At 60.4% G+C, this 15,768-nt stretch carries 15 protein-coding genes; 4 read left to right on the top strand and 11 right to left on the bottom strand.

Going from position 1 to position 15,768, the window contains the following annotated elements:
• Window positions 1–31: 31 nt before the first annotated feature.
• Window positions 32–1,105 (bottom strand): fatty acid desaturase, encoded by a 1,074-nt coding sequence (locus OH720_RS00860; protein ID WP_272604204.1) that lies wholly within the window; start codon window positions 1,103–1,105, stop codon window positions 32–34.
• Window positions 1,106–1,205: 100 nt separating this feature from the next.
• On the opposite strand from OH720_RS00860, the gene OH720_RS00855 reads away from it, so the two are divergent.
• The gene (locus tag OH720_RS00855; RefSeq protein ID WP_272604203.1) at window positions 1,206–2,210 is read left to right on the top strand and encodes an AraC family transcriptional regulator; all 1,005 of its coding nucleotides are present in this window, start codon (window positions 1,206–1,208) and stop codon (window positions 2,208–2,210) included.
• Window positions 2,211–2,360: 150 nt separating this feature from the next.
• Here the strand turns inward: OH720_RS00855 and OH720_RS00850 are convergent, their stop codons facing one another.
• Both OH720_RS00850 and OH720_RS00845 read right to left on the bottom strand, forming a co-directional pair.
• The gene (locus tag OH720_RS00850; protein ID WP_272604202.1) at window positions 2,361–2,726 is read right to left on the bottom strand and encodes a response regulator; all 366 of its coding nucleotides are present in this window, start codon (window positions 2,724–2,726) and stop codon (window positions 2,361–2,363) included.
• 57 nt (window positions 2,727–2,783) lie between these two features.
• On the bottom strand, window positions 2,784–3,470 hold the full coding sequence (locus OH720_RS00845) for a Crp/Fnr family transcriptional regulator (RefSeq protein WP_272604201.1): 687 nt from the start codon (window positions 3,468–3,470) through the stop codon (window positions 2,784–2,786).
• A gap of 84 nt (window positions 3,471–3,554) precedes the next feature.
• Between OH720_RS00845 and OH720_RS00840 the strand changes: the two genes are divergently transcribed.
• A complete protein-coding gene (locus OH720_RS00840) occupies window positions 3,555–4,076 on the top strand; it encodes an Mpo1 family 2-hydroxy fatty acid dioxygenase (protein WP_272604200.1) in 522 nt (173 codons plus the stop codon).
• Between the two features lie 109 nt (window positions 4,077–4,185).
• Here the strand turns inward: OH720_RS00840 and OH720_RS00835 are convergent, their stop codons facing one another.
• The 6 genes from OH720_RS00835 to dibA all read right to left on the bottom strand — a co-directional run bounded on the left by OH720_RS00835 (window position 4,186) and on the right by dibA (window position 10,370).
• Entirely contained in the window at window positions 4,186–5,175 is a 990-nt protein-coding gene (locus OH720_RS00835) for a sulfate/molybdate ABC transporter ATP-binding protein (RefSeq protein ID WP_008055399.1), read from the bottom strand.
• 4 nt (window positions 5,176–5,179) lie between these two features.
• Window positions 5,180–6,052, bottom strand: a complete 873-nt coding sequence (cysW, locus tag OH720_RS00830; RefSeq protein ID WP_008055400.1) for a sulfate ABC transporter permease subunit CysW — start codon at window positions 6,050–6,052, stop codon at window positions 5,180–5,182.
• Window positions 6,053–6,065: 13 nt separating this feature from the next.
• Complete coding sequence (cysT, locus tag OH720_RS00825; RefSeq protein WP_008055402.1) at window positions 6,066–6,884, bottom strand: sulfate ABC transporter permease subunit CysT; 819 nt, start codon at window positions 6,882–6,884, stop codon at window positions 6,066–6,068.
• A gap of 69 nt (window positions 6,885–6,953) precedes the next feature.
• Window positions 6,954–7,967, bottom strand: a complete 1,014-nt coding sequence (locus OH720_RS00820; RefSeq protein WP_272604199.1) for a sulfate ABC transporter substrate-binding protein — start codon at window positions 7,965–7,967, stop codon at window positions 6,954–6,956.
• Between the two features lie 143 nt (window positions 7,968–8,110).
• Complete coding sequence (oscA, locus tag OH720_RS00815; protein WP_007975618.1) at window positions 8,111–8,293, bottom strand: sulfur starvation response protein OscA; 183 nt, start codon at window positions 8,291–8,293, stop codon at window positions 8,111–8,113.
• A 157-nt stretch (window positions 8,294–8,450) separates the two neighbouring features.
• The gene (dibA, locus tag OH720_RS00810) at window positions 8,451–10,370 is read right to left on the bottom strand and encodes a phosphodiesterase DibA (protein WP_272604198.1); all 1,920 of its coding nucleotides are present in this window, start codon (window positions 10,368–10,370) and stop codon (window positions 8,451–8,453) included.
• 147 nt (window positions 10,371–10,517) lie between these two features.
• On the opposite strand from dibA, the gene desA reads away from it, so the two are divergent.
• Both desA and OH720_RS00800 read left to right on the top strand, forming a co-directional pair.
• Window positions 10,518–11,702, top strand: a complete 1,185-nt coding sequence (gene desA, locus OH720_RS00805) for a delta-9 fatty acid desaturase DesA (RefSeq protein WP_272604197.1) — start codon at window positions 10,518–10,520, stop codon at window positions 11,700–11,702.
• A gap of 148 nt (window positions 11,703–11,850) precedes the next feature.
• A complete protein-coding gene (locus OH720_RS00800; RefSeq protein WP_272606385.1) occupies window positions 11,851–12,837 on the top strand; it encodes a GGDEF domain-containing protein in 987 nt (328 codons plus the stop codon).
• Window positions 12,838–12,957: 120 nt separating this feature from the next.
• Here OH720_RS00800 and OH720_RS00795 read toward each other — a convergent pair whose 3' ends face one another.
• Together OH720_RS00795 and gabT are read right to left on the bottom strand one after the other, a co-directional pair.
• Entirely contained in the window at window positions 12,958–14,172 is a 1,215-nt protein-coding gene (locus tag OH720_RS00795) for a response regulator (RefSeq protein ID WP_272604196.1), read from the bottom strand.
• Window positions 14,173–14,309: 137 nt separating this feature from the next.
• Window positions 14,310–15,587: a 4-aminobutyrate--2-oxoglutarate transaminase gene (gene gabT, locus OH720_RS00790; protein ID WP_008055411.1), complete on the bottom strand. Its 1,278-nt coding sequence runs from the start codon at window positions 15,585–15,587 to the stop codon at window positions 14,310–14,312.
• Window positions 15,588–15,768: the final 181 nt, after the last annotated feature.

The following is a 15,768-nucleotide window of genomic DNA, read 5'->3' as shown; positions in this document are numbered from 1 at the left end:
TGTGGGAGCGAGCCTGCTCGCGATGAGGCCATCAGACGCGCACACCCTCTACCGTTTCACCCTGGACTGCCTCATTACGCACAAACCGGTTCGCCCGCGCAAACGTCCCAAAATCATTGAACCGCACCCCCATCTCACGCATCACCTTATGCGCCACCGGCACGGTCATCTGGCGAATGTAGAACGGCTCCTTCACCACAAAGTGATGAATCCCGTGGCTGCTGCCGAAGTTGAAGCAGAACGCCTGCAACGGCCACAGCCACCAGGCATTCAGCACCTGGCACTGCTGCATCACGTTGCCTGGCTCGATGTCGCCGTAGTAGTGCATGTTCGAACTGATGAAGTGCAGGCAAAAGGTGCGCAGCACATTCGGGCCGATGATCACCACCGCGGCGATATCGATCACGTTCATCACCGACAACGTGGTCGCCGACCACTCGATCGGCGTGCCCATCAGGTACGCGATCCCGTTCGCGGCGTGGAAACCGAGAAACACGTACCACGCGCCCCAGTGCATCAGCGCCAGCGGTGCGTAGACCTTCAGGGTGCGCTGGATGATGCTGAACTTCATCGCCCAGGTCTTGGCCCGCAGCATGCGGATGAACGACGACATGATGTTGTCGCCAATCATCAACAACCGCGCGAAACCCCAAGGCTCGCCGTTGGTGATGGCACGCTCTTCCATATCGGTTTCTGAGCCGGATACCTTGTGGTGGTTGAGGTGCAGGTGACGACGAATCCACGGATTGATCGTGCTCGGACGCGCCAGCCAGACCAGGCCCATCATCAGGTTGTGCGGGACCCGCTGCTTGCGAAAGTACATGCTGTGAATCAGGTCGTGCTCGAGTTCGTGGGTCAGGGAAGCGAAAAAAGCATTGAGCAGCAAGCACACCCACCAGGCCATGTAGCCCTCGATGTAGAGCGCCGCAGACCCAATCATGCCGGCAAGCGCAAAAGCCAGGATGCCAGCGCCCAAGGCGTCCTGATGCTTGAGAATCGGGTAGCGCTCACGCAATTCGACGCCTTTGGCCAACACCACTTGGCGAATGTGCGCTGATCGCTGAGCTGCATTCAGTCGCTGGGGACTTGCAGAAGTACCTTGCATGCTTCCATCCTCTGGTTATTGATGTTCGCATCCTGCCCGCTTCACTCGCCTGGAGCGGTAGCCGAGAACGCCAACCTGTTGACTGGAAGCGCCAATCAGCATGACTGAACCGACCTCCCTCGCCAGCTGGACCCGCGCCCTGCGCAAACAACTCGACGCCCTGGGCCTCGACAGCACCGCCCTGTGCCAGCAGGCCGGGCTCGACCCGCAACTGATGGACGACCCGAACGCCCGTTATCCGTTGTCCGGCACCACGCGCCTGTGGGAAATCGCGGTGCAGGTCAGCGGCGACCCGGCGATTGGCCTGCGCGTCTCGCGCTTTGTCAGCCCCACGACCTTCCACGCGCTCGGTTATGCGCTGGTGGCCAGCGGCAGCCTGCGGGAAGTCTTCGAGCGCATCGTGCGCTATCACCAGGTGGTTAGCGACGCCCTGGAACTGGAACTGACCCGCCGCGATGACCGCTACTGTTTCCATCTGAGAATTCCGCCAGGCAATCCGGCCCCGGCCTTCGAAGCCATCGACGCCTTCGTGGCGATTTATGTGCGAACTTGCCGCAATCGCCTGGGCCGCGACTATGCGCCGCTGGCGGTGTACTTGCGTCGCCCTGAGCCCGCGGACCCGCACCAATGGCACAAGGTATTTCGCTCACCGGTGTATTTCGCCACCGGGGAGGATCGGCTGGAGTTCGCGCTGACGGATTTCGACAGTCACCTGGACGACGCCAACCCGGAACTGGCCGAACACAACGAAACCGTGCTCAACCGCACCTTGGCACAACTCAAACCGCTGACGTGGGAGCGCAAGGTCCGCGACGCCATCGAAGAGCAATTGCCGGAAGGCGAACCCAGCGCCGAACACATCGCCAAGGCCCTGCACCTGAGCCTGCGCAGCCTGCAACGACACCTGGCGGATGAGGGTTGTCGCTTCGATACGTTGCTCAACGAAAGCCGCGAAAACCTGGCGTTGCTGCACCTGCGCGATCCGCAATGCTCATTGAGTGAGATCAGCTATTTGCTGGGGTTTGCCGATACCAGCAGCTTCAGCCGCGCGTTCAAGCGCTGGACGGGGATGACGCCGGGGCAGTTTCGGGATGGGTTGCGCTGACAGATCCGAGAAGTGGGGTTGTCAGGAATGGCCCCATCGCGGGCAAGCCCGCTCCCACAGTGATCTGTATGAATCACAATTGCGAGTCCAACCGAAATACTTGTGGGAGCTGGCTTGCCAGCGATGAGGCCTGAGCAGTCACCGAGAATCTCAGCGCCCCCGATCCCGCCGCAACAACTTGCGCACCCGCGCCACCAGCTCACTCACGGCAAACGGCTTGAGCAGGTAATCATCCTCATGCAACTCCAACCTGCGCAGGCGATCCTCGATACCGTCCGTGGTGGTGAGGAACAGCACAGGGGTTTTACCAAGCTTGCGGATCTGTTTTAGCAACTGCCAACCATTGAGCCCCGGCAGCATGACGTCGAGGATGATCAGCTGATACTCGCCATCCTCGATAAAGCGCCGGCCGTCCATACCGTTGACCGCCACATCCACCGCAAAGCTCGCCTCACTCAAGCCGTTGGCCAGAAGTTTGGCGAGTCCGGGTTCATCTTCCACCAGCAGTACACGCATGGCACACCTCGATTATCGTTCTGACAGGCTAGGCGCGTTCGCGGGTAAAGCCCACCTCTAAACGACAACCAACGTGCGCAACCTTGGCGCATCGAGGATTTCGATCTCGCCATAACCGAGACGCAAAATCCCCTGCCCCTGCAAATCCTTGAGGATCTGGTTGGTGGTCTGGCGCGACAGCGACAACATGGCGGCAAGCTGCTCTTGCGGCAGTTGCAGGACGCGTCGCGGTTCGTCGAGCTGGCCGTAGCCTTCGGCGATCATCAGCAAACGATGGGCCAGACGGGCTGGGGCTGGCAACAGGCTCAGCTGTTCGAGATTGATGAAGGTCATGCGCAGTTTCTGGCTCATCAGCAATGCCAGTTGCCGCCAATGCCCGGGCTGTTCGTCGAGCATCTTGAGCAGCACGGTTTGCGGGATGTGCAGCAGCGTGCTCTGCCCCACGCCGAACGCATCATGGGTACGTGGCTGACCGTCGAACAGGCAGATCTCGCCGAACCAGTGCGGCGGTTCCACCAGGCCCAGCAATGCCTCCTTGCCCTGTTCGTTCACGGCGCCGACGCGTACCGCGCCTTCAAGCACCGCATACAGCCCACACGGCGGATCGCCACGCTGGAACAAAAGCTGACCCGCTGACAGGTGCCGCACCCGCGCAGCATTGAGCAGACTATCCTGTAGGGACACAGGCAGATGGCTGAACCACTGACCACGCATCAGGCGCGCACGCCAGACCTGCATATCCATGAAAACTCCTAGAGATTGTCGCCTGGCTGACAGAGCGTGAAACGGCCCCAAGGCATGATCAGTCACCCTACAGGAGGAATAACAATGAAAAAAAGCCTCGTTGACCATCTCAGTCAATACGCCGCTTACCACCGTGATCCGCGCAACATCGCCAGCCACTTCGTCGGCATTCCATTGATCGTCGTGGCGGTGGCGGTATTGCTGTCCCGTCCGCAATGGGCCGGGGGCTGGCTTTCGCCGGCGGTGCTGGTGTCGTTGGCGTCGGCGTGGTTCTACCTGCGCCTGGAGTTGCGCCTCGGCCTGTTGATGACGGTGTTGCTGGGGCTGTGCGTTTGGGTAGGTCATGCACTGGCGCAGCAAAGCACGCTGGTCTGGCTGGCGAGCGGCGTCGGGATGTTTGTGATCGGCTGGGCGATTCAGTTTGTCGGGCATCACTACGAGGGACGCAAGCCGGCGTTTGTCGATGATGTGATGGGGTTGATTGTCGGGCCGTTGTTTGTGGTGGCTGAGTTGGCGTTTTTGCTGGGGTTGCGGCATGAGCTCAAAGGGCAGATCGAGGCGCGTGCTGGGGGGGTGCGGGTCAATCCGAATAGCGCTGCTGCATAACACGCCATCGCGAGCAGGCTCACTCCCACAGGGGTTTTCGGTCGGTCACATAACATGTGTACAACACCGATCCCCTGTAGGAGTGAGCCTGCTCGCGATGCTCTTGCTGTTAGATGTTGGCGACTTTCTGCCAGACCTTCGGTTTGAAGAACAGCGTCTCGCCCTTCGCCAGGCCGATCAGGCTGTCGTGATCCTTCACCACTTCGGCCTCGATCAGATCGCTCTGCCCTTCGACCTTCAGCGTCACACGAGTGGTCGCGCCCAGCGGACGGATATCCCGCACTTCGGCCGCATGGTGATCTTCCAGTTCATGCCGCGACAGCGACACTTCGTGCGGACGGAACAGCACGTGATTGTCTTCGCCCAGATGCAGGCGGTTCGAATCGCCGAGGAAGTGATAGACGAAATCGCTGGCCGGATTTTCGTAGACGTCGCCCGGTGAGCCGATCTGCTCGATCACGCCCTTGTTCATCACCACGATACGGTCGGCGACTTCCATCGCCTCTTCCTGGTCGTGGGTCACGAACACCGAAGTCAGGTTGATGTCTTCATGCAGGCGCGCCAGCCAGCGACGCAGCTCTTTACGGACCTTGGCGTCGAGGGCGCCGAAGGGTTCGTCGAGCAGCAGCACCTTAGGCTCCACCGCCAAGGCGCGGGCCAGAGCGATACGCTGACGCTGGCCACCGGAGAGTTGTTCCGGGTAGCGATCAGACAACCAGTCCAGCTGCACCATGTTCAGCAGTTCATGCACCTTGGTTGCGATCTGGCTTTCGCTCGGGCGTTGGTTTTTCGGCTTCATCCGCAGGCCGAACGCGACGTTGTCGAACACCGTCATGTGGCGGAACAAGGCGTAGTGCTGGAACACGAAACCGACGTTGCGATCTCGCACGTCGTGGCCGGAGACGTCTTCGCCGTGGAACACGATGTTGCCCTGGTCCGGAGTTTCCAGGCCGGCGATGATCCGCAGCAGCGTGGTCTTGCCGCAACCGGACGGGCCAAGCAGCGCCACCAGTTCACCGCTCTGAATGTCCAGGCTGATGTCATTCAGCGCCTTGAACGCATTGAAATTCTTGCTGACATTACGCACTTCGATCGACATGAAATCATTCCTCCGCGGCGCTGGCGCGCAGGCGGTTAATACGGTTTTCGCTCCACTGCTTGAGCAGCAGGATGAAGAGCGCCAGGATCAGCAACAGGCTCGCCACGGCGAACGCGGCCACGTGGTTGTATTCGTTGTAGAGGATCTCGACGTGCAGCGGCAAGGTGTTGGTCACCCCGCGAATGTGCCCTGAAACCACCGACACCGCACCGAATTCACCCATGGCCCGCGCGGTACAGAGCACCACGCCGTAGATCAGGCCCCATTTGATGTTGGGCACGGTGACGTGCCAGAACATCTGCCAGCCATTGGCCCCGAGCAAACGCGCAGCCTCCTCCTCCTGAGTGCCCTGCTCCTGCATCAGCGGAATCAGCTCACGGGCCACGAACGGCACGGTGACGAAAATCGTCGCCAGCACGATTCCCGGCAAGGCGAAGACGATCTGGATGTCGTGATCCTGCAGCCACGGGCCGAACAGCCCCTGGGCGCCGAACATCAGCACATAGACCAGACCGGCGATAACCGGCGATACCGAGAATGGCAGGTCGATCAGGGTCACCAGCATGCTTTTGCCGCGGAACGAGTACTTGCTCACGCACCACGCGGCACTGACACCGAACACCAGGTTCAACGGCACCGAAATCAGTACGGCAATCACCGTGAGTTTCAGCGCCGACAGTGCGTCGGGTTCGAAGATCGCGGTGAAGAAGGCACCCAGGCCATTTTTCAAACCCTGGGACACCACGATGAACAGCGGCAGTAACAGGAACAGCGCAAAAATCAGCCAGCCAAGGCCGATCAGGATTCGCCGCGAGGTTGCACTGCCACGGCGGGCAGCGTTGGCCGAAGAGGCGGCAGCAATAGACGATTGGGACATTGTTCGCGCCTCCTTATGGGGTTTCGATGCGCCGCTGCAGCAAGTTGATCAGCAGCAACAGAATGAAGGAAACCACCAGCATCAGTACACCAATGGAGGTAGCGCCGGTGTAATCGTATTGGTCGAGCTTGACCATGATCAGCAGCGGCAGGATCTCGGTTTTCATCGGCATGTTGCCGGCGATGAAAATCACCGAACCGTACTCGCCGACACCGCGGGCAAAGGCCAGGGCGAAACCGGTGAGCCACGCCGGAAGCAGTGCGGGCAACAGGATATGCCGGGCAACCTGCCAGGGTTTGGCACCCAGGCACGCCGCCGCTTCTTCCACTTCACGGGGAATATCGGCCAGTACCGGCTGTACGGTACGTACTACGAATGGAAGTGTCACAAAAGTGAGGGCGAGGGTGATGCCCAGGGGGGTGTAGGCGATCTTGAAACCCAGATCCGCTGCAAACTGCCCTACCAACCCGGTGGGGGTATACAGCGCGGTCAGCGCAATACCGGCCACGGCGGTGGGCAATGCGAAGGGCAAGTCGATCATTGCATCGATGACCTTGCGCCCAGGGAAGGTATAGCGCACCAGCACCCAGGCCAGCAGCGTGCCGATGATGCCGTTGATGATCGCGGCGTACAGGGCGGTGCCGAAGCTCAGCTTCAACGCCGCCAGCACCCGTGGCGCCGAGATGATTGCCCAGAACTGATCCCAGGTGAGTTGAGCGGCATGCACGAACATCGCCGCCAGTGGTATGAGCACAATCAGGCTGAGGTACACCAAGGTGTAGCCCAGCGTCAGCCCGAAGCCGGGTATGACGGGGGAGATACGACGCGACATAAAAGTCCTTGGTTGAGAATGCACAAAGCCTCGAATCGCGATCCGAGGCTCCTTGATGGCTATTTAAGATTACTGCGCCTGGTAAATCTGGTCGAATACGCCGCCGTCGTTGAAGAATTTCGGCTGCGCGGTTTTCCAGCCGCCGAAGTCTTTGTCGATGGTGACCAGGTCCAGTTTCGGGAACTGCTGGGCGTATTTGGCAGCCACATCCTTGTCACGTGGACGATAGAAGTTTTTCGCGGCAATTTCCTGGCCGGCAGGGCTGTACAGGTGCTTGAGGTAGGCTTCGGCGATCTGCTCGTTGCCCTTTTTCTCGGCGTTCTTGTCGACCACCGCCACTGGAGGCTCGGCAAGGATCGACAGCGAAGGCACGACGATCTCGAACTTGTCGGCGCCGCCATCTTCTTTCAGCGCCAGGAACGCTTCGTTTTCCCAAGCCAGCAACACGTCACCCTGACCGTTGTTGACGAAGGTAATGGTCGAACCACGAGCACCGGTGTCCAGGACAGGCACGTGCTTGAATAGGGTTTGCACGTATTCCTTGGCCTTGGCTTCGTCACCGCCGTTGGCTTTCAGGCCATAGGCCCAGGCCGCGAGGAAGTTCCAGCGCGCACCGCCGGAGGTTTTCGGGTTCGGGGTAATCACCGATACGTCGTTCTTGACCAGGTCGCCCCAGTCCTTGATGCCTTTAGGGTTGCCCTTGCGCACCAGGAACACGATGGTCGAGGTGTATGGCGTGCTAGCTTCCGGCAGGCGCTTCTGCCAGTCGGCCGGCAGGGTCTTGCCGAGCTTGGCGATTTCGTCGATGTCGCCGGCCAGGGCCAAGGTCACCACATCGGCGCGCAGGCCGTCGATCACCGCCCGGCCCTGTTTGCCCGAGCCACCGTGGGACTGCTGGATTTTCACGCTGTCGCTTGGATTACTTTTCTTCCAGAAATTGACGAATTCAGCGTTGTAATCCTGGTACAGCTCACGGGTCGGATCGTACGACACGTTGAGCAGCTCGTAATCCTTGGCAACGGCGGAACTGGCAAACAGGGCGCTGGCCAGGGCGGCCAAAGCGAAATGGCGAATCGACGACATGGTGAAAGCTCCTGGAATTCTATTGTGCTGGCTAGTTTTTATGGATTTCTGGAATCGCGGTGTCGGTTCAAAGATCGCAGCCTTCGTCAGCTTGCACTCCCCTGTAGAAGCTGGCGCAGGCTGAGATCTTTTGATTTTTCGCTTCAGCCCGGTTTATTGCCCGGCTGCTGCAAGCGGAATTTTTCCTTGCGTTCGATCTGGACCACCTGGGCGTTGTGCACGGTGATTTCCACCGCACCAAACCGCAGGTCGCGCAAGGCGCTCTGGATTTCGCGCAGGATGGTTGCTTCGTCCTGGCCGTCAACGCTACGTAGAGATGCGCTCATGGTGCTGCTCCTTCGACTGAGAGGTTGCCTGGCAGTGGCGGCACTGCTTGCGGCGTGAGACCAATAGTAGAGAGGCGCGGATATTCTTAAAAAGACTATTTAAGAATGTTTATATAACCAGAAGACATTATTTGATGGGACAAGGGTTTGCGGATGTTCAGGCGATCACTGGAGCACGCAACCAATCCAATTGCCCAGCCGGCACCGGCCGCCCAAACCAGTAACCCTGCCCCAGATGGCTGCCGTGTTCGAGCAGGAACGCCGCCTGCTCGACCTGCTCGATGCCTTCGGCTTGCACCTGCATGCCCATGCTCTGCGCCAGGGCAATGATGACCCGCACGATGGCCGCGTCGTCCTCGTCCATCGGCAACCCGGCGACAAAACCCTGGTCGATCTTGAGTTTCTGTACCGGCAGGCGCTTGAGTCGCAACAGCGACGAATAACCGGTCCCGAAATCATCGATGGCCAGTTGCACCCCCAACTCCCGTAGCCGGTGCATTTGCTCAAGCGCGACCTCTGGATCTTCCATCACCGCGCTCTCGGTGACTTCCAGCTCCAGGCAGGCCGGGTCCAGGCCGGTTTCGCGCAGCACCTGCGCAACCTGTTGGTAGAGCTCACGGCCGGCGAACAGACGCGATGACACATTCACCGCGACAAACGACAACGCCACGCCCGCCTGCTGCCATAGGCACATCTGCTCACAGGCCTGGCGCATCACCCAAGCGTCAATCTGGGCGATCAGTCCCGTCCGCTCGGCGACCGGAATGAATTGCGCAGGCGACACCATGCCGCGCTGCGGATGCTCCCAACGCACCAGCGCCTCGACGCCGACCAGGCGACGGGTCTTGAGATCGTGAACCGGCTGGTAAAACACCCGTAGCTCGTCCTGCTCAAGCGCCCTGCGCAGTTCAGAGGCGGTCTCGACCCCCTGCTGGGCATGGGCCGTCAACTCTTCGGTGTACAGGGCATAGCCATTGCGCCCGGCGCTCTTGGCCTTGAACAGTGCCGAATCGGCGTTGCGCAACAACTGCTCGGCACTCAATGCATCGCTGGGAAACTGGCTGATACCGATACTGGCGTTGATGAACAGCCGCTGCCCGTGAATGTCGAAAGGCTCCTTGAGGCCCTCGATGATCCGCTGGGCGAGCGCCGCGGCCTGCATCAGTTGCGGACAACTTTCGGCCAGCACGGCGAACTCATCGCCCCCCAGGCGCGCCAGGGTGACCCCAGGGTCGAACATGGCACGCAAGCGTTCGGCCACCGCCTTGAGCAATTGGTCACCCATTGAGTGCCCGAGGCTGTCGTTGATCATCACGAAGTGATCCAGATCGATCATCAGCAACGCACAGCCACGCTTGTGGATCTGCGCCGATGCCAGGGCTTGCGTGGCGCGATCGGTGAACAGCAGGCGATTGGGCAGGCCGGTGAGCGGATCGTGATGAGCCAGGTGCCTCAACTCATGTTCCGAGTCCTTGATTGCGCTGATGTCGGAAAACACCGCCACGAATTGACTGCAACGCCCCTGGTCATCGTGGATGATGCGGATGGTTTGCCATTGCGGGTAGATTTCGCCGCTTTTGCGGCGGTTCCAGATTTCCCCGCTCCACTCGCCGACGCTGTTGAGCGTGGCGAACATCGCCTGGTAGAACGCGGGTGGATGATGCCCCGACTTGAACAGACTGGGCTGGCGCCCCAGCACTTCTTCACGCTGATAGCCGGTGATAGCCATGAAGGCGCGGTTCACATGCACGATCTGCCCTTGGTGATCGGTGACCAGCACCCCTTCACGGGTGCAATCGAACACGGCGGCGGCCTGGCGCAGACGCTCGCGGTCTTCGCTTCGTTCACGCAATTTCGCGCCGACGCCCAGGCAACGCAACAGTCGTGCACGGGCAATGAAGATCAAGACCGCGCTCAGCACCACCCAGGCATAACCGTTGATCAGTTGCCAGCGTAAGCGCTCGGCCGAGTTATCGAATAAACTGCTCAATAAATAGCCACTGAGCAGCATCCAAGCCACGGAAATCAGCAGGTAAAGCAGCGCTGCACGCATGGCATCGCGATAGCTGGCAGACATAAGGCTGTCCATGTCCCTACGAAAAAACCGGGATTATAGTTTAAAGACACATCCTGCCACTCATATCTGAAAGGGCGACTGGTTTTATCTGTCCGCTTAGTGATAATGCAACGGCTGTTTTTTTCTTTTTCGAGGGCCCTATAGCCTATGTGGTACGAAGGTTTTCTCGGCTTGTCGCCCTGGTCACTGGTGGCAGTCACCCTGCTGATGACCCACGTCACGATCATCGGCGTCACGGTCTATCTGCATCGTTACTCAGCCCATCGCTCGCTTGAGTTGAATGCTGGCCTGAAACATTTCTTCCGCTTCTGGCTGTGGTTGACCACGGCGCAGAACACCCGCGAGTGGACCGCCATCCACCGCAAGCATCACGCCAAATGCGAAACCGTCGATGACCCGCACAGCCCGGTGATCAAGGGCCTGTCCACCGTTCTGCGCAAAGGCGCCGAACTGTACCGCGCCGAAGCGGAAAACCCCGAGACCCTGCGCATCTACGGCAAGAACTGCCCGGACGACTGGATCGAACGCAACGTCTACACCCGCTTTCCACTGCTGGGCGTGGCGATCATGGCCGTTATCGACCTGCTGCTGTTCGGCACCATCGGCATCACCATCTGGGCCGTCCAGATGATGTGGATCCCGGTGTGGGCCGCCGGCGTGGTCAATGGCCTGGGCCATGCCATCGGCTACCGCAACTTCGAGTGCCGCGATGCGGCGACCAACCTGGTGCCCTGGGGCATCCTGATCGGTGGTGAAGAGCTGCATAACAACCATCACACCTACCCTAACTCGGCAAAACTGTCGGTGAAGAAGTGGGAATTCGATCTGGGCTGGGCCTGGATCCAGGTATTCAGTTTCCTGCGCCTGGCCAAGGTCCAGCGGGTCGCGCCCATTGCCCACCGTGTCGAAGGCAAGGGCAACCTGGACATGGACACCGCCATGGCGATCCTCAACAACCGCTTCCAGATCATGGCCCAGTACCGCAAGCTGGTGATCGGGCCTCTGGTCAAGCAAGAGCTGGAAAAGGTCGATCACTCGGTCCGCCATCAGTTCCACCGCGCCAAGCGTTTGCTCTCGCGCGAAACCAGCCTGCTGGACGACAAGCACCACGTGCGCATCCAGAACATGCTCGAGCACAGCCAGGCACTGAAGGTAATCTACGAGAAACGCCTGGCCTTGCAGCAGATCTGGGTCAAGACCAGCTCAAATGGTCACGACATGCTGGCCGCCATCAAGGACTGGGTACACGAAGCCGAAGCCAGCGGTATTCAATCGCTGCGCGACTTCGCCGATCAGCTGAAAACCTATTCCCTGCGCCCAAGCGCTACCTGAAACCGTTGATCGGTGCGCCCAATGCCCGGGCGCACCCTTCGGAACTTCGCTCTAAATCCCCTATCTCAATGACACTTCGCCATCCAGGCGGGCTTCGCTGTGGCCGCTTCGAACCCTGAGCGGTGCACGCCCTTGAGATTTGGTGCCGATGGTCAACAACCAGCAAGACTCATCCCTCACGCAGTGGCCCGAGGCCGCGCAAACCCTGATGGCGCTGATGCACGCCCAAGGCGAGGTGGCGCGCCTGAGCGAACGCGAACAGCTGCTCAACACCTTGCTGGTGAGCGTCAACGCGGTGCTGTGGGCATTCAATTGGGAAACCCGCCAGGTGCTGTATGTCAGCCCCGCCTATGAACGGATTTTCGGCCGCAGCGCCGACCTGCTGTTGGCCGACTACAACCAGTGGCGCGACAGCATTTACCCCGACGATCTCGAATACGCCGAGCGCAGCCTGGCGGACGTGCTGGACAAAGGTGCCGTTGAAGACCGCGAGTACCGAATCATCACCGCCGATGGCCAGCTGCGCTGGATCAGCGACAAGTGCTTCATCAACCGGCAGGCCGAGCCTGGGCAGCCGGTGATCATTGTCGGCATCGCCGAAGACATCACCGACAAGAAACAGCTGGAGTCCGAACTGCATCGTCTGGCAACCACCGACGCCCTGACCCGCAGCAGCAACCGCCGGCATTTCTTCGAAGGCGCCGACCACGAATTCGAACAGGCACGACAACAGTGCACGCCGCTATCGTTTCTCATGCTGGACATCGATGACTTCAAGGTCATCAACGACACCTACGGCCACCAGGAAGGCGATAACGTGCTGCAGCATATTGCCGACCGCGGCCGCGCTGCACTGCGCCGCGGCGATTTGTTCGGGCGCATTGGCGGCGAGGAGTTCGCCGCGGTCTTCCCCGGCTGCACACCGCAGATGGCCCTGCAAGTGGCCGAGCGCTTGCAACGAGAGATTCAGGCGTTGACCTTCAACCACGACGGCCAGACATTCGGCATCACCGTCAGCCAGGGGCTGACCAGCCTCACGGCCGAGGATAAAAGCGTGGAAAGCCTGTTTGCCCGTGCGGATGCGGCGATGTACGAGGCCAAGCGCCAGGGCAAGAACCGGATCATCACGGCCTGACTGACACGGACTCTTGTAGGAGCCAGGCTTGCCGGCGAACCAGACACCTCGGTGCACCTGCTGCACCGCGTTATCGTTCTTCGCCGGCAAGCCTGGCTCCTACAGGGGGCCGCGTCAGCCCTATTTCTTGCGCATCCGCACCAGCTCCGGCAAGCCGATCTTCAGCAACCGCGCCGTTCGACTATTGGCCAGCGCCTCAAGGCCCTCATGCTCGGTCAGGCGCGCCAGTTGCGCCGCCATGTTCATCACCAGGGCCTCGCGGGAGTAAACCCCGCCACCGAGCTGGTAAGCCGCCGCAATCAGCTGCCGCAGCTCCAGCGGCAGGCGCCAGCGGGTGCGCAACGCCGAACCGTAGGCAGCACCGAACTCGGCCAGCGCCTCGCCCACTTGCTCCTGCTCGTCCAGGTCGCCACCGGCCTGTTTCCATTCCTGCAAGCAGCGCAGCAACGCCAGGTCGCCCAGCCGATGCAGCATGCCGGCGCAGTAGCAACGTGCTTGATCCAGATCCAGCAAGCGCGCCAGTGTTCGCGCGTACTCAGCGGTGTGCAGCGACAAATCCCAGTAACGCTCGGCATAGTCCGCCAGCTGCGGATCGCTGAGCCGCGCACTGCGCTTGAGTGTCAGGCCCAGGATCAGGTTCATGCTCTGCCCGGTGCCCAAACGGTGAAGCGCCTGGGACAGCGTCTGCACAGCGGTGCCATGGTGCTGGGCGGCGCTGTTGGCAGCGGCGATCAGCACGGCGGTGACCTGTGGATCGGTGCGGATCTCATCTTCCAGCACCGTCAAATCCAGACCATTTGGATTGAGGCTTCGCTTGACCGCCACTTGCACGTCGGTCATCAGCGGCGCGCCTTCCGCCAGTTCGCGACGACGCTCAAGGAACACGGACAACGTCATGCCCGGCGCCAGCGTTGGCACCTCGCACGATACCTCTTCCCCAGCGTTCAGCAGCAAAGCCTGCAGGCGCTGGGTCAGGCTTGCCATGTTCAGGGGTTTGGTCAGGTACGCGGCGGGGGCCAGCGGCAAGGCCTCACGTACGCTCGCACTGTCGTTGCGGCTGCTCATCAGAATGAAGGGCAACGGTGGATTGCGCTTACGCTGGCGCACACTGCGCAACACATTCAGGCCGTCGACGCCTGGCAACTCCCAATCGGCGATGACCAGGTCGTATGGGTTTGACGCCAGCAAAGCCAACGCCTGCTGACCATCGGCACACAAATCCAGCCGCGCATCGCAGCGAACGTTCAACAACACTTCCTTGAGCAGATCGCGGGTCCATGGGTCGGCCTCGGCGATCAGCACTCTCGGAATCGCGGGTAAAATGACGACTGTCATACAGCTCTCCCTGGCAATGCGTGAACCTTAGCCAAAGCCGGCCATCGGTTACAGCGCTAATACGCGGTTTTGCGTTTTAGAGGGCATGAAAAAACCCGCCGAAGCGGGTTTTTTGTGAAGCAGGTCACACTCGGTGATCAGAGCTCGGAGAAGCACTCTTCGATGATCGCCAGGCCTTTATCCAGTTGCTCGTCCGGCGAAGTCAGCGGTACCAGGACGCGCAGAACGTTGCCGTAGGTGCCGCAGGACAGCAGGATCAGACCCTTGTCGCGAGCCTTGGCCACAACAGCGGCCACGGCGGTCGGGTTCGGCTTGTGGCTGTCGCCACCTTCGAACAGCTCGACAGCGATCATCGCGCCCAGGGCACGCACTTCGCCGATTACCGGGTACTTGGCCTGGATAGCTTTCAGGCCAGTCACCAGACGCTCGCCGACAGCCTTGCAGCGGTCCAGCAGGTGCTCTTCTTCGAACACTTCCATCACGGCCAGGGCCGCGGCGCAAGCGATCGGGCTACCGGCGTAGGTGCCGCCCAGGCCGCCTGGAGCGATAGCGTCCATGTATTCCGCCTTGCCGCACACACCGGCCAACGGGAAGCCGCCAGCGATGGATTTGGCGAAGGTGGTCAGGTCGGCAGCAACGCCCATCTGTTCCATGGCGAAGAAAGTACCGGTACGGCCTGCGCCGGTTTGTACTTCGTCAGCGATCAGCAGGATGCCGTGCTGGTCGCACAGGGCACGCAGACGCTTCATGAATTCTTTTGGAGCGACGTAGAAACCACCTTCGCCCTGAACCGGCTCGATGATGATGGCAGCGATGTCACGCGGCTCGGCGTCGTTCTTGAAGATGCGCTCGATGCTGGCGATCGAATCGTCGATGCTCACGCCATGCAGTTCGTTCGGGTACAGCGCGCGGAACACGCCGCCTGGCATCAGGCCCATGCCGGCCGAGTAAGGCACGACTTTACCGGTCAGGCCCAGGGTCATCATGGTACGGCCGTGGTAAGCGCCGGTGAACGCGATCACGCCGGCACGGCCAGTGGCGGCACGGGCGATCTTGATCGAGTTTTCCACAGCTTCGGAGCCGGTGGTCACCAGCAGGGTTTTCTTGGCGAAATCACCTGGCACCTTGGCGTTGATTTTTTCGCACACTTCTACGTACGGCTCGTAGGCCAGTACCTGGAAGCAGGTGTGGGTCAGCTTGTTCAGCTGCTCGGTCACGGCGGCGATGACTTTCGGGTGCACGTGGCCGGTGTTCAGCACGGCGATACCGCCGGCGAAATCGATGAACTCGCGACCTTCAACGTCGGTCACGGTCGCGTTCTTCGCGGACTCGGCGAAGATCGGGTGAATCTGGCCAACACCACGTGGAACTGCATTGGTACGGCGGGCCATCAAATCAGCGTTAGTCTTGCTCATTACATTCCTCATTCGCCGCTCATCGGTCGGCGTGGTTCAAGGATTAAGCGGCGGGGAAGCAACTGCAGCAGCATGCGATGATCGACTGCTACAGCGTTCCCGGCCACAGAGAAAATTCCTGTTTGAAACGGCGCAAAGGGACAGCGCTCTCGTGCCCTTTGCGTTTGAAGCAATCTCTTAC

The organism is Pseudomonas sp. WJP1, from assembly GCF_028471945.1.
Taxonomy (GTDB): domain Bacteria; phylum Pseudomonadota; class Gammaproteobacteria; order Pseudomonadales; family Pseudomonadaceae; genus Aquipseudomonas.
This window is presented reverse-complemented; position numbering and strand designations above follow the sequence as displayed.